The sequence below is a fragment of the Schaalia odontolytica genome, from assembly GCF_005696695.1.
In the GTDB taxonomy this organism is placed as follows: Bacteria; Actinomycetota; Actinomycetes; order Actinomycetales; family Actinomycetaceae; genus Pauljensenia; species Pauljensenia odontolytica_C.
Genome location: NZ_CP040006.1, coordinates 503128 through 525934 on the forward strand (window position 1 = coordinate 503128; position 22807 = coordinate 525934).

Here is a 22807-nt window from a genome sequence, read left to right on the forward strand (position 1 = left end):
TCGCGCGCGCGTGTGGCGGAGAGCGCACACGATGCGTGCGTGGGCTACCTCTCATTTACGAGGTCGGGGCTGGTATTACGCGGCATGCGACCCGCCGGCGCGCATCTCGGTTGGACAAAGCGCCGCCTTATCCACTAATGTTCGTCAGGCAGGTTTTCCTGCGTAGGGCAGTGGCGCAATTGGTAGCGCACCGGTCTCCAAAACCGGCGGTTGTGGGTTCGAGTCCCGCCTGCCCTGCGGATTAGGCTGATCATTTTCGTAGGAGGATTCCCATGGCCGATCGTGTTGCCTCGGATGCTGAATCCTCGCGCCGAGATCGCACTAAGAACGAAGCTACCCGCAAGCGTAGCGCCGCCACCAAGGAGCAGACGAAGCGTCCTGGTTTCTTCGGTGGCATCTGGCTCTTCTTCAAGCAGGTCATTGACGAAATGAAGAAGGTCACCTACCCCACGGGATCCGAGACCTGGACCTACTTCCTCGTCGTTGTTGTGTTTGTCGCCGCAATCATGCTTTTCGCTGGCCTACTCGACTTCGGATTCGGTAAGCTAAGTGCATTGATCTTCGGCTGAGACCGACGAACCCGCCCGCAGGACACTGCAGGCGGGTTTCTTCTACGGTCCGGCCCCATTTGCAGGAGGGAAACGTCGTGAGCGACGAAAACTACACCGAGGAACAGGTCTTCGAGGAGCACCAGGAAGAGGTCCAGCAGGAGACCGCCGAGGCGCTGGCAGACGGAGCCGCCCAGGAAATCGTTGACGAGGTGGCCGAGGAGGTCGCCGAGAAGGAAACCGAATCGGACGACGAGGCCCCTGCCTCGACCGAAGAGGAAGCGATCGCCAAGCTGCGCCGCAAGCTCTACATGTCCCCCGGCGACTGGTACGTCATCCACACCTACTCCGGCCACGAGCGCAAGGTGAAGGCCAACCTCGAGCAGCGCATCACCACGCAGAACATGGAAGACTACATCTTCGCCGTCGAGGTCCCGGACGAGTACGTCATGGAGTACCGCGGCAACGCGAAGAAGCGCGTGCGCCACGTGCGCATCCCCGGCTACGCGATCGTCTGCATGGACTTCAACGAGGCCTCGTACCGTGTCGTCAAGGAAACCCCCGCCGTCACCGGCTTCGTGGGTGACCAGCACAACCCTGTGCCGCTCTCGATCGACGAGGTCGTCATGCTCCTGACGCCCAACGTCCTCGAGGAAGCCGCCGAGGCCGCCAAGGATCAGCCCGCACCCGTCCAGGTCGTCCAGACCCAGTTCGAGGTTGGCGAGATCGTCACCGTCACCGACGGACCTTTCGAGACCATGTCGGCCACGATCTCCGAGATCATGCCCGAGACTCAGAAGCTCAAGGTCCTCGTCACCATCTTCGAGCGCGAGACGCCGCTCGAGCTCGGCTTCGACCAGGTGGAGAAGCTCGAGCAGTGACATCACGCACCCGGACTTGGGATCAAGCCCGGAATCGCGTTATGATTCACTTTTGTGTGCGTAGGGCGCACTATGCCCACTGAAACCCAGTGAGCTGACGCCAAACGCTCCGCCCTGACCGACACCCGTCGGCCAGAACTTCAGAAGAAAGACCCGCATTCATGGCACCGAAGAAGAAGGTCACCGGCCTGATCAAGCTTCAGATCGCAGCCGGCGCCGCTACCCCCGCACCGCCCGTCGGCCCCGCTCTGGGCCAGCACGGCGTGAACATCGTTGAGTTCACCAAGGCTTACAACGCGGCCACCGAGTCGCAGCGTGGAAACATCATCCCCGTTGAGATCACCGTCTACGAGGATCGTTCCTTCACGTTCGTCCTCAAGACGCCGCCCGCCGCTGAGCTCATCAAGAAGGCTGCTGGCATCCAGAAGGGTTCCGGCACCCCCAACACCGTCAAGGTTGGTTCGATCACGATGGATCAGGCCCGCGAAATCGGCCAGTCCAAGATGGCTGACCTCAACGCCAACGATATCGAGGCCGCGGCCAAGATCATCGCCGGCACCGCCCGCTCCATGGGCATCAACGTCGAGGGCTGACCTCAACCAACCCCCCCGTGGTAGGGCAGGCGCTGCCCGACACCCACGACTGCAAGGAGAAGAAGCAGAATGACCAAGCGCTCCAAGAGCTACCGCGCAGCGGCCGAGAAGGTCCACGCGGACGTGCTGTACACCCCCTTCGAGGCCATGAAGCTGGCCAAGGAGACCACCGTCACCAAGTTCGACTCGACCGTTGAGGTCGTCTTCCGACTGGGTGTCGACCCCCGCCAGGCGGACCAGATGGTCCGTGGCACCGTTTCCCTGCCGCACGGCACCGGCAAGACCGCCCGGGTCTTGGTCTTCGCCGTTGGTCCGCGTGCTCAGGAAGCGATCGACGCAGGCGCCGACGAGGTCGGCGGCGACGAGCTCATCGAGAAGGTTGCCAAGGGCTACACCGACTTCGATGTCGCCGTTGCTACCCCCGACCTCATGGGCAAGGTTGGCCGCCTCGGCCGCGTCCTCGGCCCCCGTGGCCTCATGCCGAACCCCAAGACGGGCACCGTGACCATGGATGTCGCGAAGGCCGTCAAGGAGATCAAGGGTGGTCGTATCGAGTTCCGCGTCGACAAGCACGCCAACCTGGCGTTCATCGTCGGCAAGGCCTCCTTCACCGCCGAGCAGCTGACCGAGAACTACGCCGCCGTCCTGGACGAGGTGCTGCGTCTCAAGCCGACCTCTTCGAAGGGCCGCTACCTGATCAAGGGCGCCGTCGCCACGACGATGGGCCCCGGCATCCCGCTGGATGTCACCAAGGTCAAGGACCTCATCGAGAAGTGAGCCTCGCTCGCTGATCAAGCAACCGGGCCCCGCGCAGCACTGCTGCGCGGGGACCGGCTTTGTTTCTTGTGCGTCGACATGTGTGCGTGTGCCAGTCTGAGGCGCCGTGGCGGCCCTGAGAGCATGCTGACTGCCTTGTGGGTGCGCGAGAGCAGATTGCGCGGTGCTCGCCGGAGTGTGCAACCCCGGCCTCGTCTGTGATGCTCGCCCCGTTGCTTGCATGCCCTTGCTGGGCCTGTTAAGCTGATCCGTGCCGAAGACCGTTGGTGTCCACGCTAGTGGAGGAAAATCCAACGCAGGTGAGTGAGCAGCCTTGTGCTGCAATCGAGCGTATGCCCGACACGATCCTGCGTGTCGGGTTTTTTCTTGCCTACGGTCACGTATCTGGAAGGAGGACCATGGCGAAGTCCGACAAGGTGGCAGCAGTTGCCGAGCTCGTGGAGCGTTTCCGCGCAGCCGACGCTGTCCTGCTGACCGAGTACCGCGGCCTGACCGTCGGCCAGCTGAAGCAGCTGCGTCGCGGCCTGGGCGAGAACGCGACCTACGCCGTGGCAAAGAACACGCTGGCGCGCCTGGCGGCCAAGGAGGTCGGTCTCGACTTCCTGGCTGAGGACCTCAAGGGTCCCACGGCCATCGCTTTCGTCTCCGGCGAGCCCGTTGAGGCCGCCAAGACCCTGCGTGATTTTGCTAAGGACAACCCCGCCCTCGTGCTGAAGTCCGGCGCGATGGACGGCGCTCAGCTGAGCGCCGAGGGTGTCAAGAAGCTTGCCGATCTCGAGTCCCGCGAGGTCCTGCTGGCCAAGGCCGCAGGCGTCCTCAAGGCCAAGATTGGTCAGGCGGCGTTCGCATTCAACGCTCTGCCCGTCAAGGCAGTGCGCACCATCGATGCTCTGCGCGAAAAGCAGCAGGGCGAGGCGGCCTGACGAGACAGGCCATGTTCCACGCCGCCACCCCGGCTGCGTGAAACTACCCAACAATCTGCACTCGTGCAGGCCAATTAGGAAGGATGCCACTCATGGCTAAGCTCTCCAATGACGAGCTCATCGCAGCTTTCAAGGAAATGACCCTCATCGAGCTCTCCGACTTCGTGAAGCTCTTCGAGGAGACCTTCGACGTTGAGGCCGCTGCCCCCGCAGCCGTCGCCGTTGCCGCCCCGGCCGCCGACGCCCCCGCCGCCGAAGAGAAGGACGAGTTCGAGGTCGTCCTCGAGTCCGCCGGTGACAAGAAGATCGCCGTCGTCAAGGTCGTCAAGAACCTGGCCGGCCTGGGCCTCAAGGAAGCCAAGGACCTGGTTGACTCCGCGCCCTCCACCATCTTCCCCGCCGCGAAGAAGGAAGACGCCGAGAAGGCCAAGGCTGAGATCGAAGAGGCCGGCGGCAAGGTCACCCTTAAGTGACTTTCCCCGTCTGAATCGTTCAGACTTCATACCCGACTGGGTAGCGGAAACCCCGTCCCGCATCCGCGGGGCGGGGTTTCCGCATGCGTTGGGGCTCGTTGTGTTGCTTGTGCTTGTGGCCCCACGGGTATTGCGGGCGCCGGAGGCCCCGGCCGCCCGCGAGGCTGGGCGGCCTCACTGCGTTCGGCGCCGCGCCTCGAAGTCCGCCCGTGCCCTCCGGTCCCTCCGGCGCCCTCCACACCGGCGGTGCTTGCGTTGCTGGTGCTTCGCTCGGCGCGTCGTCTCGAAGCCCGGCCAGGCCCCGCCGCCGCCGACCAGCACCGCGGCCTGGCCCTGCCACCGCCCACGGGCCTAGCGGCCTGGTCCTCCGGTCCCTCCGGTGCCCTCCACACCAGTGGGGCCGTGTCGCTGTGAATAGCCTTGTTGGGCGCTATCGCCGTACACAGCAACCGCGGCCTGACATTGTCGACGGCCGTGGGGCATCAGTGGGTGTTGTAGGCGGCGCAGGGTGTCTGTTTGAAACCGGCATCGCCTTTGCTTGTTCGAAATGGTCGATTTTGGCGTTGTTTGTGCCTGGAGAGGTGTTGCTGGTTTCAACGTTGCGCATTTGTCGCGCAAGGGGCCGGATGTGCCTCGTGCTGGGCGTGTGTTGTCGCGCCCAGGGCGCTGGGGCGTTCTTCTGCATGACCGGGGCTTTGAGGTGGTTTCAATCTGACTGTGACACTGGCACTTTTGTCCATGTGGTCGCGACACGGACACGCCCTTCCGTGTGATTATGGCGCGCGCATGTTCCTCCGCTTGACCATGACGCGGCGTCAGGGGCCAGAATCGATGTCATGAGCAACGACACCACTCTTCACACGGTCGGGGAGGTCGCTGAGCGGTTCTCGCTGACGGTGCGAACGTTGCACCACTGGGAGGCGCAGGGGCTCCTCGCTCCCACCGCGCGGAGCTGGTCGAACTACCGCCTCTATTCGGCTGAGGATTGTGCGCGTGTCCAGAGGATCGTCATCTACCGGGCGACGGGGATGAAACTCATCGACATTAAGTCTCTACTCGATTCTGGAGACACGGCAGTCGAACACCTGAAGAGGCAAAGAGAGAGTCTTCTTGCTCATCGTCGCGAGACGGATGCAATGATCGAAGCACTAGACATTCTTTTGGAGGATGCAATGAATGACAAGGCGCTCACCGTGGAAGAAATCGGGGAGATCTTGGGGGAGGCCAACTTTGCGGCGCACCAGAGCGAGGCCGAGGAACGCTATGGCGACACCGCTGACTGGCGTGAATCGCGAGAACGCACTGCTTCGTGGCAAGCCGCCGACTGGCGGCAGAATGCCGAGCGATTCCATGACATTGAACGCAGGATGATCGATGCGATTCGCGATGGCGCCGCTCCTGACAGCGAGAGGGCCGCCGGCCTGGTTGAGGAACATAGAGAAGCTCTCAGTGAGTTCTTTCCGGTCACGCCTGCCAAGCACTACATCATGTCGCGCGGGTACATCCACGACGAGCGATTCCGGGATCACTACGACTCGCAGCATGTTGGTTTCGCGCAGTGGCTTGCTGACGCGATCGAGGCGGTTGCGAGGCGGCAGGGGGTGGACATCGAGAGTCCCACATGGGAGTGAGCACCCCCGACAAGGAAGTTGCATGTCCGTGATGCGCAGCATAGCTTTAGGCCCGTATCTGGCTTGCCAGTTTCGAATAGTCTCTGCTACTATCTTCTCTTGTCGCAATCCTGCGTAGCTCAACGGCAGAGCATCCGACTGTTAATCGGACGGTTACTGGTTCGAATCCAGTCGCAGGAGCAGATGCCCCGAGTTCTCACGGACTCGGGGCTTTTTGTTGATCGGAGAAGGGGGCCTCATTGGGTGTGATCGCAGGGCATCCCTATGTCGCGTTGCTTATCGCCGTCGTCGCTTTCTTCGTTGTCTCGGGGGTCGTCGAGGCTGTACGTGCGCCTCGTAAGCCGAAGTCTCCCCCGCGCGCCCCCAGGGAGAGCGCAGTCGATCGTGAGAAGCGCATGCGAGAGCGCTACGCGGCCTTCGGAGACCGTTGGCGGGAGTGGCTGGACCAACCGCGGGGGAGCGGTGACGCTGACCGTCTTGTGACGGCCGCGAGCATCTGGGGAAGCCCGGAGCAGGGGGCTTCCTTCCCTCGGCGCTTCCATGACAGTCAGCTCGGCAAGGTCGCGGTCGATAAGCGCAGCTACCTGGCGATGCTTGACGCGCCTGCCGATGCGGTTCAGCCAAGGCGCGAGCTGGCCCCGACGTCGTGGGCGACAATGCGTCTCGACGTGTGGGCCTTGCACTCTAAGGCGGCGCAGAAGCCTCGTCTCATGCGCGTGTGGCTCAGTAGGGATCGTGCGCTCGTGGAGCTGCATCGCACGCGTGTCGTCAAGGTCGATGAGATCCTGCCCAGCGAGGTCGTCGGCTTCGTCCGTGGATTCACGCGACTCGGCCCGCGCACCGGCAAAGTGGATGGCCTGCGCTGGCTACCCGCCGAGGCGATGGAGCTGGGGGCTAAGCCCCTGTGGAACACGTTCCGCGTCATGCGCGACATCTCCTGCGTGACTCCCGAGGGGTCGACCGTCGCCGATGCCTTGAATGCTGCGGACTTCCACGCGTTCGCCTTCGTTGCCTTCCGTGCTGAAAGCGCGTGGAAAGAGCCCTGTGCCCACTTGCGCGTCCTGGATTGTTCTGGTGTGACCTACCAGGTGGGTGACGCGTTCTCACAGCAGCTTGATAATGGGGAGGGTGTTCAGGCTTCTCGACGAGGCCGTGGCCGCCCGAGCAGGCGTCGCAGCTTGAGAAGAAGGCGTAGTGCGGCGGAGGAAGCGGTTGTATCCGGCTGTGATGAGCAGCAGGTTGTAGAACCGGAGTTCTCTGAGTTGCCCGAACACGAACCCGAGCCGCTGGCGGACACGGACCTCGCCGTGGTCCCGATCGACCCTCGTGAGGTGCTGTGGGCCGTGGAGAAGATGGTCGAGCTGTGACTGTTCGTTGCCGTGTGCAGACGAGGAGGTGTGAACGGTGAGGGAAGAACTCGTCGAGGCTGTCCTGCGGGTCGTGGAGGAAATCCCTGCGGGGCGTGTGGCCACGTACGGCATGATCGCGCGAGCGCTTGGTACCGGTCCGCGCGTTGTGGGGCGGATTATGCACGACTGGGGCGGTGGGGTCACGTGGTGGCGCGTCGTGAGCGTTCACGGAACTTTTCCGACAACTGTACGAGGTGAGGGATTTTTCGAGTGGGAACGAGAGGGGATCCCTCACGATCCGACACGCGGAAAAGTGCTGGTCGCGGCGTGTGTAGTCGAGCAGGACTGGCTGGACGCTGTCGCGCGTTCGGTCCTTGAAAATCTGAGCGATCATGCGGAAATGTCAGACTGAATCATCCTGACATTCGGTTACGATTTGATTACGCGCACAGACATTTGGGTCGCGCGGGACACTGTGATGCTCTACTCTTAGGGGGACGCCGAAGAAGGCGATTCTCCGGAACAGTGACCGTTAGCGTTAACGAAGCCGGGGGAGCAAACTCCAGAAACAGAGAAGTTACTGGTACCCAAGGGGTGAGAAGTGACGAACTTACTAGAGCTAAAGGGGATCTCAAAGACGTTCCCCGGTGTGAAGGCACTGTCCGACGTGGACCTTGACCTTCGACCCGGTGAAGTCTTGGGTCTCTGCGGTGAGAACGGAGCGGGTAAGTCCACGCTCATGAAGGTGCTCACCGGTATCCACAAGTCCGACCCGGGCGGCGAGATCTGGCTGCAGGGAGAGAAGGTCGACATCCAGTCGCCGGAGCACGCGCGTGACCTCGGCCTGTCGATCATCCACCAGGAACTCAACATCGTTCCTGACCTGACCGTCGCCCAGAACCTGTACATCGGTCGACCCGGCACGTCCAAGTTTGGATACGTCGACGACCGCAAGATGGTCCGTGATGCGCGCGAGCTGTTCGAGCGCCTCAACATGGACATCGATCCCACCGCCTACTGCCGCGACCTGCCGGTTGCGCGTCTGCAGATGGTGGAAATTGCGCGCGCGCTGTCCTTTGACTCGAAGATCCTGGTCATGGATGAACCCACGGCTCCTCTGACCACGACCGAGACCGAGTCCCTGTTCGAGCTGGTGCGCGACTTCGTGTGCCCGACGACCGGCCTGATCTTCATCACGCACCGCATGCCCGAGCTCACCGAGCTCACCAACCGCATCTCGGTCCTGCGCGATGGCAAGTACATCGGAACGGTGGACACGGCCACGACGCCCATGAGTGAGGTCGTCAAGATGATGGTCGGCCGCGAGGTCCCTGCGGACGCGCGTCCCACCACCAAGCCGCTCTCCGACGAGGCCGTCCTGCGCGTCGAGCACCTCTCGACCGTCAAGGCCGTCCACGACGTGTCCTTCGAGGTCAAGAAGGGTGAAATCTTCGGGTTTGCGGGCCTGGTCGGCGCCGGCCGCACCGAGGTTGCCCGAGCCCTGTTCGGCGCTGACCCCCACACCGCGGGCGATATCTACGTCCACGGCAAGAAGGTCTCGATCAAGGGCGCGAACGACGCCGTGAAGAACGGTATCGGCTACCTGTCCGAGGACCGCAAGCAGTTCGGCCTGCTCCTCGACAAGGACATCTCTTTCAACACGGGTATGGCTGCGATGGGCCACTTCAGCACCGCGACCGTCGTCGCGACGAAGAAGCTGCGCGAGGTGGCCAAGGACTACGTGGCGAAGCTGCGTACGCGCACCCCCTCCGTGGACGTCGAGCTGCGCAGCCTCTCCGGCGGCAATCAGCAGAAGGTCGTCGTGGCCAAGTGGCTGGAGCGCGACACTGACATCCTGATCTTCGACGAGCCGACGCGCGGCATCGACGTGGGCGCGAAGGACGAGATCTACACGCTGCTCGAGGACCTGGCGAAGCAGGGCAAGGCCATCATCGTGATCTCCTCGGAGCTGCCCGAGGTCCTGCGCCTGGCTAACCGCATCGCCGTCATGGCCCACGGCCGCATCATCGGCACCCTCAACAACGAGGACGCCACCCAAGAAAACATCATGGAACTGGCCACCGTCGGCCAGGAAGAAGCGAACGGAGAAGTCGCGTGAGCACCGTCGTCGACAACAAGGGCCTGGAGGCGCCGTCGCCTTTCAAGACCTTCATGAAGAACAATATGCAGCTGATGCTCGTCACGGTTGCGCTGTTCGTCATCTTGCTGTTCTTCAGCATCGCAGCCAACGGCTTCGCGAAGCCCAACATCTACCTGGACATCGTCCTGCAGTCGGCCTACACGGGCGTCATGGCGCTGGGCGCGACCTTCGTTATCGCGACCTCCGGCATTGACCTGTCCGTCGGTACGGGCATGAGCCTCGTGGCGGTTATGGCCGGTATCTTCCTGGCGGGCGACAAGATGAACCTGCCGCTCGGCCTCGGCCTCCTTCTGACGCTGCTGGTTGGCATGGCGATCGGCCTGGTCAACGGCCTCAACGTCTCCATCCTGGGCCTGCCGCCCTTCATCGCGACACTTGCGATGATGATGGTCGCCCGAGGCCTGGCGCTGATCATCTCCGACAAGGCCTCGATCACGATCGCGAACACCGGCTACAAGGCCATCGCGCGTGGTGAGATCATCCCCGGCGTCGCAAACGCCGTCCTGATCTTCGTGGTCCTCACCTTCCTGGCGACCTTCCTTATGAACAAGACGCTGCTCGGCCGCTACTCCCTCGCGATCGGCTCCAACGAGGAGGCCACGCGTCTGTCCGGCGTCAACGTCCGCCTGTGGAAGATCATCATCTACGTCGTCGCCGGTGCCTTCATGGCCATCGGTGCTGTCCTCTACTCCTCGCGTGGTGGCCTCGTCCAGCCCGCTGAGGGCGTGGGCATGGAGCTCAACGTTATCGCCGCAGCCGTCATCGGTGGCACCTCCCTCTCGGGTGGCCGCGCCTCGATCCCCGGCGCCCTGGTTGGTGCGATCATCATGGAGACCCTCAAGAAGGGCCTGACGATGATGGGTATCGCCGCCGAATGGCAGTTCGTCGTCACCGGTATCGTCCTGCTCCTGGCCGTCGTCATCGACAACATTCGCCGCGTTCGCGAGAACGCCGCCTGATTCTTACCCATTCAATTCACCCATCGTGGACCGACGTCGGTTCACGCACACCAAGGGCGGGAATGACCCCGCCACCCCACGAAAGGAAAACCAATGCGCCCCATCGGACGTATCTTCGCCGCCGCCGCCGTCGGCTCCATGGCCCTGGGCCTGGCTGCCTGCACGACTTCGTCGGACTCCTCCTCCTCGTCCTCCTCCGACGCCAAGCCCAGCGCGTCCTCCGGCTCCGCCAAGGTTGACACCTCCGGCGACATGCAGGATTGGGAGAAGGCCGCGGTCAAGGGTGACGGCACCAAGACCATCTACCTCGTCTCCAAGGGCTTCCAGCACCGCTTCTGGCAGGCCGTGAAGGAAGGCGCCGAGCAGGCTGGTGAGGAGCTGGGCTACCAGGTCAAGTTCGTCGGCCCGCAGGACGAGACCAAGGTGACCGAGCAGACCGACCAGCTGAAGTCCGCCCTGGACTCCGGCCCGGCCGCCATCGGCTTCGCCGCCCTCGACTCGAAGGCTGCCGCCGACCTGCTCACCGAGATCAACGGCAAGGGCATCCCGGTCGTTGCCTTCGACTCCGGCGTTGAGTCGGACATCCCCGTCACCACCGTCCAGACGGACAACAAGGCCGCCGCCGCCGAGGCCGCCAAGCACATGATCGAGCTCCTCAAGGGCAAGAAGGGCTCTGTCGGCATGGTCTGCCACGACGCGACCTCCACCACGGGCAAGCAGCGCTGCGAGGGCTTCAAGGAGTACTTCAAGGCCAACGCTCCCGCCGACCTGAAGCTCCTCGACGAGCAGATCGCCGGTGAGGTCACCAAGGCCGCCGACACCTCCAAGGCCATCATCCAGGCCAACGACGACATCGTCGGCATGTACGGCTCGAACGAGGCCGCTGCCTCCGGTATCGTCCAGGGCTCGCAGGAGACCGGCAAGGACGTCACCGTTGTCGGCTTCGACTCGGGCAAGACCCAGATCGACGCCATCAAGGGCGGCACCGAGGCTGGCGCCGTGACCCAGTCGCCCGTGAAGATCGGCTACTACACGGTCAAGGCCGCTGTCGTCGCGATCAACAAGGGCGAGCTGCCCAAGGTCATCGACTCGGGCTTCGCCTGGTACGACAAGATGAACATCGACAACGCCGAGATCAAGGCGAACCTGTACGAGTGAGCCGATAGCTCCATCGGGCACGAGGCCGGGGCTGGGGAAGTGACAAACTGACCTGGTGGCCCGCCGTGGGTCCCACTCCGCACCAGTGGGGTGGGACCTGCGGACCCGGCACTTTTTTGTTCAAAGGATCCGAGGGGGCGAGCGCCCCCGCGCTCCGACATCGACGTCACCATGAGGGATGAAGGAATAATGACAAACCACCCCCGCATCGGAATCCGCCCCACTATTGACGGCCGCCGCAAGGGCGTTCGTGAGTCGCTCGAAGAGCAGACCATGAACATGGCGAAGTCCGTCGCCGAGCTTTTCACCTCCAACCTGCGCTACCCGGACGGCAGCCCCGTCGAGGTCGTCATCGCTGACACCACGATCGGCCGCGTCCACGAGGCCCAGGCCTGCGCCGCGAAGTTCCGCGCGAACAACGTTGGCCTGACCCTGACGGTCACCCCCTGCTGGTGCTACGGCACCGAGACCACCGACATGGACCCCGCGATGCCGCACGCCATCTGGGGCTTTAACGGCACTGAGCGCCCCGGCGCCGTGTACCTCGCCGCCGCCCTGGCCGGCCACGCCCAGATCGGCATCCCCGCCTTCGGCATCTACGGCGAGCACGTGCAGGACGCTGACGACACCTCCATCCCCGAGGACGTGCGCACCCGCCTCCTCGACTACGCGACCGCCGGCCTGGCCGTCGCGCAGATGAAGGGTGAGGCCTACCTGTCCATGGGCTCCGTCTCCATGGGCATCGCCGGCTCCGTCGTCGACCCCGACTTCTTCGGCTCCTACCTCGGCATGCGCAACGAGTACATCGACATGACCGAGTTCACCCGCCGCATCGAAGAGGGCATCTACGATCACGAAGAGTACGAGCAGGCCTACCAGTGGATCCGCGAGAACTTCAAGCAGGGTAAGGATTGGAACCCGCCGGAGTGGCAGTACCCCGAGAAGCACGAGGACTGGTGGAAGTTCGTCACCAAGATGACGATCATCGCCCGCGACCTCATGCATGGCAACCCGCGCCTGGCCGAGCTGGGCTTTGAGGAAGAGGCCGGCGGCCACGGCGCCATCGCGGCCGGCTTCCAGGGTCAGCGTCAGTGGACCGACCACTTCCCCAACGGCGACGTTCTGGAGACCATCCTCAACACGAACTTCGACTGGACCGGCATCCGCCAGCCCTCCGTCGTGGCCACCGAGAACGACTCGCTCAACGGTGCCTCGATGCTGTTCGGCTACCTGCTGACCAACACGCCGCAGATCTTCTCCGACGTGCGTACCTACTGGAGCCCCGAGTCCATCGAGAAGGCCACCGGTTGGAAGCCCGAGGGCCGCGCGGCTGCGGGTCTGCTCGACCTGCGTAACTCCGGCTCGACCACGCTGGACGGCGCCGGCAAGGCCGTGCGCGACGGCGAAAACGTCATCAAGCCCTGGTACGAGTTCACTGAGGAGGACCGCGAGGCAACGCTCGAGGCCACGACCTTCCACCCGGCCTCGACCGGCTACTTCCGTGGCGGCGGCTTCTCGACCCACTTCCGTACCTCCGGCGAGATGCCCGTGACGATGTGCCGCATCAACCTGGTGCGCGGCCTCGGACCGGTCATGCAGATCGCCGAAGGCTACACGGTCGAGCTGCCCGACGAGGTCGCTTTCACCATCGAAGAGCGCACCAACATCGAATGGCCCACCACCTGGTTCGTCCCGAACCTGACGGGTGAGGGTGCCTTCAAGAGCGTCTACGACGTCATGAACGCGTGGGGCGCCAACCACGGTGCGATCTCCTACGGCCACATCGGTGGCCAGCTCATCACGCTGGCGTCGATGCTGCGCATCCCGGTCAACATGCACAACGTCCCCGCGGAGCGCGTGTTCCGCCCCAAGGCGTGGTCGCTGTTCGGCACCGAGTCCCTCGAAGCCGCGGACTTCCGCGCCTGCGAGACCTTCGGTCCGATGTACCGCTGATGCAACCACCGGTCGGGCTCGGGTGTCCTCTCTCCCCGAGCCCGACCGGGCTCGCCCCCACGCGGGGCACAACACCGGGATCCGGCCCCGGCCTCGCCGATGAGGAAAGCCGCACGAGAACCCAACGACGGGACGCGCCGCGCGAGGGCGTTTTGAGCAGGAGACCTTCAATGACCACCGTACTTGCTGTTGACCTTGGATCCGCATCCGGACGCGTCCTCGCCGGAACGCTGCACGACGGACGCCTCGACGTCACCGACATCCACCGCTTTAAGCACGAGGCCCGCCGCCGCGAAGACGGCACCCTCACGTGGGATGTGGCCACGATGGAGGCCGAGACGATTACCGGCCTGAAGAAGGCCCTCGAACAGTTCCCGGATGCCCGCGCGGTCTCCATTGACACGTGGGGCGTGGATTGGGCTCCCCTCGACGAGAACGGTGAGCTCGTCGGCGACGTCGTCGCCTACCGCGACGAACGCACCTCCCGCACCCTTGACGCATTCCGCGATCGCATTGGCGACCGCGAGTTCTTCGACCTGACCGGTAACCAGCCGGCCACCATCAACACGGCGAACCAGCTGTTCGCTTACCTGCAGGAAAACCCCGCCGACGCGCAGCGTGTCGCGGCTGCCCTCTTCCTGCCCGACTACTTTGCGTACCGCCTCACCGGCGTCGTCGGCTGGTCGCGCACGATCGCCTCGACCTCCGGCCTGCTTACCCCGGGCGGCGGCGACTTTAACGACGAGGTCTTCAACCGTCTCGGTATCCCGCGCGGCTGGTTCGGTGACCTCGCCGCCGACCGCACCGTTGTCGGCCCCTGCACGGTCCCCGGCCTCGAAACCCTCACCGTCGTGCGCGGCGGTGCCCACGACTCCGCGTGCGCCGTCCACGGCCTGCCCATCGAGGAAGGCAAGCGCGCCTACTTCCTGTCCTGCGGCTCCTGGTCCGTCCTCGGCGCCATCGAGGATAAGCCCCTCATGAGCGACGCCGCCTTCGACCTGGGCATCACGAACGAGGGCCGCACCGACGGAGGAGTGCGCCCGCTCTTCAACATCACCGGCATGTGGATCCTCCAGGAGATTCAGCGCCAGTGGGAGCGCGAGGGCACGCCCACCGACACCGACGAGCTGGTCGCGCAGGCCCGCGAACTGCCCGCCGCGTCCGGTGTTTTCGACCCCGACGAGGAAGCCTTCGCCACCCCCGGCGACATGCAGCGCAAGATCGACGAGGCCTTGGATGCCCAGGGCGCGGCACGTCCCGACTCCATGGCCGGCTATGTGCGCGTCATCATCGAGTCCTTCGCCCGCCGCTACGCCCGTGCCATCGGCGAGCTGACCGAGGCCACGGGGAAGGCCCCCGACCAGCTCAACCTCGTGGGCGGCGGCGCACGCAACCGCCTCCTGTGCGACCTGACCGCCCAGATCTCGGGAGTCACCGTCGTGCGCGGCCCCATCGAGGCCTCGACCTTCGGCTCCCTCCTCGCCCAGCTCGAAACCATCGGTGCTCTCGCCGAGGAAGATCGTGCCTCCGTCATCGCAGCCAGTGCAGCAACCCATGTCCACGTCCCGACCCGCAGCTAAGAAGGTCTCGCTCGCCGACATCGCGCGGCGCGCAGGCGTCTCGACCAACACGGTCTCGCGCGTCGTGCGCGGGGACCCTGAGGTGTCCGAAAAGACGCGCGCGCGCATCGCGAAACTCGTCGAGGAGCTGGGCTACGTGCCCAACTATGCGGCGCGCGCGCTCGCGGCCAAACGCACCAATGTGCTGCAGGTCGTCCTGGCCGCCCCCATGTTCCACGGACACGGGCGCGTGCTGCTGTCGATCCTCAACGCCTCGTCGCAGGCCGGGTACCACGTGTCCATGTCCTACGCGTACGGGCCGGACGGGCAGCTGCGCAACGACTTCGCTCCCTTCGACGTCGACGGCGTCATCATCCTGGGAGGCCAGGACCCGACGATCGACGTTGCGATTGAATCGGGTAAGCGCTTCCCGACCGTCCTCGTCTTGACGAGCGAAAAGGGCCTCGACGGTATCTCGACCGTCGCTGTCGACAACGTGCGCGGGGCGCGCCTGGCCACCGAGCACCTGCTCGCCCAGGGGCTCACCGACGTCGTTCACGTCTCTGGTCCCGCCGGTTGGTCGGACGCGCAGATGCGCAGGCTCGGTTATGAGCAGGCATGCGCGTCCTACGATATCGAGCCCGTCGTCCTCCAGCCCGACTCGTGGGACTCTCGCGATGGCTACGACGTCATGCGTGCGGCCGGCCGTCTGCCCCAGGGCATCCAGACCGCGAACGACCAGCTGGCCCTCGGCGCCATGCGCTACATCTACGAGCGCGGGGGAGTGGTTCCGCGCGACGTGCGTGTCGTCGGCTTCGACGACATTGACGGCGCGGACTCCTACGCACCTCCGCTCACGACGATCCACCAGCCCTTCGATCGCCTGGGACGCACGGCCGTGCGCCTTGTGCGTTCGCTCATGGGCGGCGGTCCCTCACAGGACATCGTCCTCGACCCCGAGCTGGTCATCCGGGCCAGTTCACACCTGTAAGAAAGGCACGTTCATGCTCTATGGACCTATGACGCACCCGCAGTTCCTGCGTGCGCTCGCGGCCGCCGGCCACGGCTCGAAGATTCTGCTGGCGGATGCGAACTACCCGCACACGACGGGTGTGAACCCGCGCTGCGAACTCATTTCGCTCAACCTTGCCCCGGGTCTCCTGGATGTCAGCCAGGTCCTTGACGTCCTCAAGCGCACGATTCCGATCGAGCGCGCCGAGATCATGACCCCCGCCCCCGACGCCGATCCGGTCGAGATCCCGATCCACGACGAGTTCCGCGCTGCTCTGCCCGGCGTGGAGTTCGGCGAAATTTCCCGCTGGGACTTCTACGATGCCGCACGCGACGAGAACGTCGGCATCATCGTTGCGACGGGCGAGCAGCGCCTGTACGGCAACCTGCTCCTGACGGTCGGCGTGCGCCAGCCCGGGGAGTAAAACCTGTTTGCCGCCCCAGGGCGTGCCTTGTTGCATCGGTGACGAACGCTTTCGTTTCGTTTTCGTTTCAACTGGATGGTGACTCCGGGGTGGAGACGACAGTTTCATAGCTGGTGGGTGGCTCGAGCGAGCTGCCCACCAGCGCGTTTATCCTTGCAATATCGTCGAATAATGAAGAATGGACAGCGTTGCCCTGAACGTTTGTGCGCCCCGCGTGCACCTGCGTGAATCTTCTTCTCGTGATGTTGCATACTTTCGTTTTAGTGACTATTCTTTTCTTAACGAAAGGGAAAGCGACAAAGAAAGTCGCTGATTCTGTAAAGAGGTGCCCCATGGGACGTGCAGAAGAACGCACGAACTACATCCTGGATCGCCTCGCCCGGGAGGGTGAGGTGAGCGTCGCGCAGCTTGCCTCCGATCTGGGAGTTTCGCCCGTCACCGTGCGCGCGTCGCTCAAGTCTCTCGACGAGCAGGGCTACCTCGTGCGCACCCACGGAGGAGCCCGTCCCACCACCTTCCGCAACATTCACCTGCGTCAGAACGATCGTGTTGAGATCAAGGAGCGCATCGCTCGTGCCGCCGCCGACATGATCCACGACGACGATCGCATCATGATCGAGGCCGGCACCACCTGCGCCCTCATCGTCAAGTACCTCACCGGCAAGCGTGGGGTTCAGGTTCTCACCAACTCCGTGCTCGTCTTTGCTAACGCCCGCTCCAACCCGAACCTGAACATCACGCTGACGGGTGGGCACTTCCGCGCCGAGTCCGAGTCCCTCGTGGGGCCGGTCGCCGAGCGCGCCATTAATGACTTCAACGCTCGCGTCGCGTTCCTCGGGACCGACGGGTTCAGCGTTGATCGGGGTCTGACCACCCAGCTCGTAGAAGGTGGACAGGTCGGCTCCATTATGCGTACCCGCGCACAAGAGACGTGGCTGCTCGCTGACTCCTCCAAGTATGGGGAAGCCGGCTTTGTCAGCTTCATGGGGATCGACGAGGTCACCGGAATCATCACCGACGATGAGATCCCCGAAGAATCCATCAAGGAATTGGCCGAGCGCACGAAGCTGCGCATCGTCTAGGAGGAATTACATGGCCACCATCGTGGTGATGCCCCAGCTGGGCAACTCTGTTGAGTCATGCATCATCGTCGAGTGGATGATCGCAGAAGGCGACACCGTCTCCGTCGACCAGACGCTCGCGTCCATCGAGACCGACAAGTCGACCATGGAGGTGCCCTCGACCGCCGAGGGTACCGTCCTGAAGCTCCTGTGGGAGGAAGGCGACGAGGTCCCCGTGAAGGATCCGCTCATCATCGTCGGTGAGCCCGGAGAGGATATCTCCGGCCTCGTTCCCGGTGGCGACGCTGCCCCCGCCGAAGCCGACGCTCCCGCCGAGCAGGCCGCCGCTGCCCCCGAGGCTGCCGCTCCCGCCTTCGCGACCGAGCGCGCCACCGGCGCCGTCTCCCCGCGCGCCCGCGCCCTCGCCGCTTCGAACGGCGTCGACGCTTCCGCTATCGCCGAGGGCTCCGGCCCCCACGGCCGCGTCATCGAGCGTGACGTCGCCGCCGCGATCGCCGCCGGCCCCGTCCTGACCTCCGCCGCGCGCGCCGCCGGTGTGAGCGCCGCCGAAGGCACCGGCATCGGTGGACGTGTGTCCGTCGCCGACGCCGGCCGCACCGCCGAGGCCGCGCCCGCCGCCGCTGTCGCCGCCCCCGCCGCGGCCGCCGACTTCCCCGGTGCCTCGACCTCCGCCCCGCTCAAGGGCGTGCGCAAGGTCGTCGCCAAGCGCATGATGGAGTCCCTGACCTCCACCGCCCAGCTGACCCTCAACACGACGGCCAACGCCGCCGGCATCCTCGCGATGCGCAAGAAGGTCAAGAACGCCGACGAGGCCCTGGGCCTGAACAAGATCACGCTCAACGACCTGGTCTGCTTCGCGGTGTCGCGCACCCTGCTCAAGTATCCCGTGTTCAACGCTCACCTGGAGGACGGCGTCCTCACCGAGTTCGAGCAGGTCCACCTCGGCTTCGCGTGCGACACCCCGCGCGGCCTCCTCGTCCCCGTCATCCGCTCCGCGCAGGCCCTGGGCCTCAAGGCGTTCTCCGACGAGGCCAAGCGCCTTGCCGGCGGCGCGATCGACGGCTCCCTGTCGCCCGACTTCCTGAGCGGCGGCACCTTCACGGTCTCCAACATCGGTTCCTTCGGTATCGAGACCTTCACCCCCGTCATCAACCTGCCCCAGACGGCCATCCTGGGCGTTGGCGCGATCACCCCGCGCCCGACCGTGGCCGGAGACGGCTCGATCGGCGTCGAGCAGCGCCTCAACCTGTCGCTGACGATCGACCACCAGGTCATCGACGGCGCGGACGGCGCTCGCTTCCTGCGCGACCTGGTTGCCGCCATCGAAAACATCGACGTGACCGTTCTGGCCTGAGGAAAGAGGAATACTCATGAGTGACACGCATTTTGACGTCATCGTCCTCGGTGCGGGCCCCGGCGGCTACCTGGCCGCCGAGCGCCTCGGACACGCGGGCAAGAAGGTCGCCCTCGTTGAGGAGCAGTACCTGGGCGGCACCTGCCTGAACGTGGGCTGCATCCCCACCAAGACCCTGCTCAACGGCGCGAAGAACTACCTGCACGCCAAGGAAGCCAGCCAGTTCGGCGTGGACGCCCAGGGCGTTGCCGTCAACTGGACGCAGATGCAGGCCTGGAAGGATCAGGTCGTCAAGGGCCTGGTCGCCGGCGTCGCAGCCACCGAGCGCAAGGCGGGCGTGACCGTCATCAATGGACGAGGCCACCTCGACGCCCCCGGTCGCGTGACCGTCGAGGGCACGACCTACACCTCGGATCACGTCATCATCGCGACGGGCTCCGTGCCGGCCATGCCCCCGCTGCCCGGCACCCAGGACAACCCCGCGCTGGTCGACTCCACGGGCATCCTCTCGCTGCCCGAGGTCCCGGCTCGCCTCGCGATCATCGGCGGCGGCGTCATCGGCGTCGAGTTCGCCTCCCTGTACTCCACCCTCGGCTCCCAGGTGACCGTCATCGAGATGGCCCCCGAGATCCTGCCCTTCATGGACGATGACCTGGCCGCCAAGGCCCGCGCCGCCATGAAGGACGTGACCTTCGAGCTGGGCTGCCGCGTCGAGTCCCTCGACGGAGGCACCGTCCACTACTCCAAGGGCGAGGAGAAGCTGAGCGTCGAGGCCGACGTGGTCCTCATGGCCGTTGGCCGCCGTCCCGCGACGGTGGGCTGGGGCGCCGAAGAGGCCGGCCTCGAGATCAACCGCGGCATCGTCGTCGACGACACGATGCGCACCAACCTGCCCAACGTGTGGGCCATTGGTGACGTCACCGGACGTTCCCTCCTGGCGCACGCTGCATACCGCATGGCGGAGATCGCCTCGGCGAACATCCTCGACCCCTCCGCGAAGAAGCGCGGCGAGGTCATGCGCTGGCACACCGTCCCGTGGGCCGTCTTCTCGATCCCCGAGGCCGCCGGCGTTGGTCTGACCGAGTCCGCCGCCAAGCGCGAAGGCCGCGAGGTCCTCGTTGCCAAGGTGCCCGCCCTCATGTCCGGCCGCTTCATCGCGGAGAACGGCTTCAAGGCCCCCGGCGAGGCGAAGATCCTCGTCGATCCGAAGACCCACCAGGTGCTGGGCATCCACGTCCTGGGTGCGTACGCCGCCGAGATGATCTGGGGCGCTCAGGCCGTCCTTGAGATGGAACTGACCGTCGAGGACCTGCGCCAGGTCGTCTTCCCGCACCCCACGGTCTCCGAGGTCATCCGCGAAGCCGCGTGGGCCGTCAAGCTCTAACGAACATCCCCTACGTCAAGGAAGAGTAGAAAAATGACTCAGTCTCTTATCATCGACCCCAATGAGGTGCGTCGCCCCGGGTACGTGAAGTTCCCCGAGGTCCCCGTCAACCAGTACACCTTCGACCGTGACACCGAGATCGCCCGCTACGGCGAAAAGGGCATGGTCCAGATGCTCCACGACATGATCGTCGTGCGCACCTTCGAGTCGATGCTGGACTCCATCAAGAAGACCGGCGCCTGGGAAGGCGTCGAGTACAACCACCCCGGCCCCGCCCACCTGGGCATCGGCCAGGAGAGCGCCTACGTCGGCCAGAGCTTCGTGCTGTCGCCCGATGACTTCATCTTCGGCTCGCACCGCTCTCACGGCGAGATCCTCGCCAAGTGCTACTCGGCCATGCACCAGATGGACGAGAGCCAGCTCGAGGGCATCATGAAGGGCTTCCTCGGCGGCGAGACCCTGTCCTACGCCGAGAAGATCGACTACAAGGACACGAAGGACCTCACCGAGAACTTCATCCTCTTCGGCGCCCTCGCCGAAATCTTCGCCCGCAAGTCCGGCTTCAACCGCGGCCTGGGCGGCTCGATGCACACCTTCTTCCTGCCCTTCGGCTCCTACCCGAACAACGCGATTGTCGGTGGCTCCGCCCCCGTCGCCAACGGTGCGGCCCTCTTCAAGCGCATCAACCGCAAGCCCGGCATCGTCATCTCCAACGTCGGTGACGCCGCCCTGGCCTGTGGCCCCGTGTGGGAGGCCATGAACTTCGCGGCCATGGACCAGTTCCGCTCGCTGTGGCGCGAGGAGGACGGTGGCAACCCGCCGATCCTGTTCAACTTCTTCAACAACTTCTACGGCATGGGCGGCCAGACCTTCGGCGAGACCATGGGCTACGAGATCCTCGCCCGCGTGGGCGCGGCCCTCAACCCCGAGGCCATGCACGCCGAGCGCGTCGACGGCCTCAACCCGCTGGCCGTCGCGGATGCGACCACCCGCAAGAAGAAGATCCTCGAGGAGGGCCGCGGCCCCGTCCTCATGGACACCATCACCTACCGCTTCTCCGGCCACTCGCCGTCGGACGCCTCCTCGTACCGCACGAAGGAAGAGGTCGAGCTGTGGGAGCAGGTGGACTGCATCAAGGAGTACAGCAACCTGCTCATCTCCAACGGCCTGACCACGCAGGACGAGATCGACGGCTACACGGCCTCGCTGACCGAGAAGCTCGTCAAGGTCCTCAAGCTCTCGATCGACGACGAGACCACCCCGCGTGTTGCCGACGGCTACATCGACTCCGTCATGTTCTCCAACGAGAAGGTCGAGGCCTTCGACGACGCGACCCCCGAGATCGACCTCGAGGACAACCCGCGCGTCAAGGCGCTGGCCAAGAAGGTGCGTACCTCCGTCGACGAGAACGGCAAGCCCGTCTCCAAGATGCGCATGTACCAGTTCCGTGACGGCCTGTTCGAGGCCATGCTGCACCGCTTCAAGACCGACCCGACGATGGCCGCTTGGGGCGAGGAAAACCGCGACTGGGGCGGCGCCTTCGCCGTCTACCGTGGCCTGACCGAGGCCCTGCCTTACCGTCGCCTGTTCAACTCGCCCATCGCCGAGGCCTCGATCGTGGGCGCCGGCGTCGGCTACGCGATGGCCGGTGGCCGCGCGGTCGTCGAACTCATGTACTGCGACTTCCTGGGCCGCTCCGGTGACGAGGTCTTCAACCAGATGGCCAAGTGGCAGTCGATGAGCGCTGGCCTGCTCAAGATGCCTCTCGTCCTGCGCGTGTCCGTGGGTGCGAAGTACGGCGCTCAGCACTCCCAGGACTGGAGCGCGCTCGTCGCTCACATCCCGGGCCTGAAGGTCTACTTCCCGACCACCCCGACCGACGCCAAGGGCATGCTCAACCTGGCACTCGCCGGAACCGACCCGGTCGTGTTCCTCGAAAGCCAGAAGCTCTACGACAAGGGCGAGGACTTCGAGCCCGGCGGCGTGCCCGAGGGCTACTACGAGACCGAAGAGGGCGAGCCGGCGATCCGCCGCGAGGGCACCGACATCACGATCGCTGCATACGGCGCGACCGTGTACAAGGCCCTCGAGGCCGCGGACGTCCTGGCTGAGAAGTACGGCCTGAGCGCCGAGGTCATCGACCTGCGCTTCGTCGCCCCGCTCAACTACGACAAGCTCATTGCCTCCGTGAAGAAGACCGGTCGCCTGGTCCTCACCTCGGACGCCGTCGAGCGTGGCTCCTTCCTCAACACGGTCGCCGCCAACGTGCAGACCCTGGCCTTCGACGCGCTCGACGCGCCGATCGCCGTCGTCGCCTCGCGCAACGGCATCACGCCCGGACCCGAGATGGAGTCGTACTTCTTCCCGCAGGTCTCCTGGATCCTCGACGCGATTCACGAGCGCATCCTCCCGCTGCCCGGCCACGTGCCCACCACGAAGCACGCGACCGAGGCCGAGATCGCGCGCCTGAACCGCGCGGGACTCTGAGGCGCTGGGGGCGGGCCGTTCCCCTTTCCGGCCCGCCCCCGTCCTTGGCTCGCATTCCCTGACGCGAGCCCGCGAGGCCGGGGCTACACTCCTCCTCAC

Annotated in this window: 20 protein-coding genes and 2 tRNA genes; all 22 read left to right on the plus strand. The window is 64.9% G+C overall.

Going from position 1 to position 22807, the window contains the following annotated elements:
* Positions 1–164 precede the first annotated feature (164 nt).
* The 22 genes from FBF35_RS02160 (at position 165) to FBF35_RS02265 (ending at position 22708) form a co-directional block, all read left to right on the plus strand.
* Positions 165–237 (plus strand) — tRNA-Trp (locus FBF35_RS02160).
* A gap of 35 nt (positions 238–272) precedes the next feature.
* Positions 273–569, plus strand: coding sequence for a preprotein translocase subunit SecE (secE, locus tag FBF35_RS02165; protein WP_003792279.1), 297 nt, complete (start codon positions 273–275; stop codon positions 567–569).
* Positions 570–646: 77 nt separating this feature from the next.
* Complete coding sequence (gene nusG / locus FBF35_RS02170) at positions 647–1429, plus strand: transcription termination/antitermination protein NusG (RefSeq protein ID WP_082632850.1); 783 nt, start codon at positions 647–649, stop codon at positions 1427–1429.
* Between the two features lie 161 nt (positions 1430–1590).
* Positions 1591–2022, plus strand: a complete 432-nt coding sequence (rplK, locus tag FBF35_RS02175) for a 50S ribosomal protein L11 (protein WP_060566375.1) — start codon at positions 1591–1593, stop codon at positions 2020–2022.
* A gap of 69 nt (positions 2023–2091) precedes the next feature.
* The gene (rplA, locus tag FBF35_RS02180; RefSeq protein WP_060566376.1) at positions 2092–2799 is read left to right on the plus strand and encodes a 50S ribosomal protein L1; all 708 of its coding nucleotides are present in this window, start codon (positions 2092–2094) and stop codon (positions 2797–2799) included.
* Between the two features lie 398 nt (positions 2800–3197).
* On the plus strand, positions 3198–3722 hold the full coding sequence (gene rplJ / locus FBF35_RS02185) for a 50S ribosomal protein L10 (RefSeq protein WP_016461558.1): 525 nt from the start codon (positions 3198–3200) through the stop codon (positions 3720–3722).
* A 92-nt stretch (positions 3723–3814) separates the two neighbouring features.
* On the plus strand, positions 3815–4195 hold the full coding sequence (gene rplL / locus FBF35_RS02190; RefSeq protein ID WP_003792291.1) for a 50S ribosomal protein L7/L12: 381 nt from the start codon (positions 3815–3817) through the stop codon (positions 4193–4195).
* An 836-nt stretch (positions 4196–5031) separates the two neighbouring features.
* Entirely contained in the window at positions 5032–5826 is a 795-nt protein-coding gene (locus tag FBF35_RS02195; RefSeq protein ID WP_060566377.1) for a MerR family transcriptional regulator, read from the plus strand.
* A gap of 108 nt (positions 5827–5934) precedes the next feature.
* Positions 5935–6006 (plus strand) — tRNA-Asn (locus FBF35_RS02200).
* A 65-nt stretch (positions 6007–6071) separates the two neighbouring features.
* A complete protein-coding gene (locus FBF35_RS02205; protein WP_241772548.1) occupies positions 6072–7193 on the plus strand; it encodes a hypothetical protein in 1122 nt (373 codons plus the stop codon).
* A gap of 37 nt (positions 7194–7230) precedes the next feature.
* Positions 7231–7587, plus strand: a complete 357-nt coding sequence (locus tag FBF35_RS02210) for an MGMT family protein (RefSeq protein ID WP_060566379.1) — start codon at positions 7231–7233, stop codon at positions 7585–7587.
* Positions 7588–7776: 189 nt separating this feature from the next.
* Entirely contained in the window at positions 7777–9294 is a 1518-nt protein-coding gene (locus FBF35_RS02215; RefSeq protein WP_060566380.1) for a sugar ABC transporter ATP-binding protein, read from the plus strand.
* Complete coding sequence (locus FBF35_RS02220; RefSeq protein WP_060566381.1) at positions 9291–10295, plus strand: ABC transporter permease; 1005 nt, start codon at positions 9291–9293, stop codon at positions 10293–10295. Before FBF35_RS02215 ends, FBF35_RS02220 begins: the two co-directional genes overlap by 4 nt.
* 93 nt (positions 10296–10388) lie before the next feature.
* Positions 10389–11453: an ABC transporter substrate-binding protein gene (locus FBF35_RS02225; protein ID WP_060566382.1), complete on the plus strand. Its 1065-nt coding sequence runs from the start codon at positions 10389–10391 to the stop codon at positions 11451–11453.
* Between the two features lie 189 nt (positions 11454–11642).
* A complete protein-coding gene (locus FBF35_RS02230; protein WP_060566383.1) occupies positions 11643–13406 on the plus strand; it encodes an L-fucose isomerase in 1764 nt (587 codons plus the stop codon).
* Positions 13407–13576: 170 nt separating this feature from the next.
* The gene (locus tag FBF35_RS02235) at positions 13577–14986 is read left to right on the plus strand and encodes a rhamnulokinase (protein WP_060566384.1); all 1410 of its coding nucleotides are present in this window, start codon (positions 13577–13579) and stop codon (positions 14984–14986) included.
* Positions 14961–15956, plus strand: coding sequence for a LacI family DNA-binding transcriptional regulator (locus FBF35_RS02240; protein WP_060566385.1), 996 nt, complete (start codon positions 14961–14963; stop codon positions 15954–15956). Before FBF35_RS02235 ends, FBF35_RS02240 begins: the two co-directional genes overlap by 26 nt.
* Before the next feature lie 13 nt (positions 15957–15969).
* Positions 15970–16401: an RbsD/FucU family protein gene (locus FBF35_RS02245; RefSeq protein ID WP_034467793.1), complete on the plus strand. Its 432-nt coding sequence runs from the start codon at positions 15970–15972 to the stop codon at positions 16399–16401.
* A 332-nt stretch (positions 16402–16733) separates the two neighbouring features.
* The gene (locus tag FBF35_RS02250) at positions 16734–17483 is read left to right on the plus strand and encodes a DeoR/GlpR family DNA-binding transcription regulator (RefSeq protein ID WP_007590149.1); all 750 of its coding nucleotides are present in this window, start codon (positions 16734–16736) and stop codon (positions 17481–17483) included.
* A 10-nt stretch (positions 17484–17493) separates the two neighbouring features.
* On the plus strand, positions 17494–18837 hold the full coding sequence (locus FBF35_RS02255) for a dihydrolipoamide acetyltransferase family protein (RefSeq protein WP_060566386.1): 1344 nt from the start codon (positions 17494–17496) through the stop codon (positions 18835–18837).
* Positions 18838–18853: 16 nt separating this feature from the next.
* Positions 18854–20221 (plus strand): dihydrolipoyl dehydrogenase, encoded by a 1368-nt coding sequence (gene lpdA / locus FBF35_RS02260; RefSeq protein ID WP_007587379.1) that lies wholly within the window; start codon positions 18854–18856, stop codon positions 20219–20221.
* Positions 20222–20254: 33 nt separating this feature from the next.
* Positions 20255–22708, plus strand: coding sequence for a thiamine pyrophosphate-dependent enzyme (locus tag FBF35_RS02265; RefSeq protein WP_060566387.1), 2454 nt, complete (start codon positions 20255–20257; stop codon positions 22706–22708).
* The last annotated feature ends 99 nt before the right edge of the window (positions 22709–22807 follow it).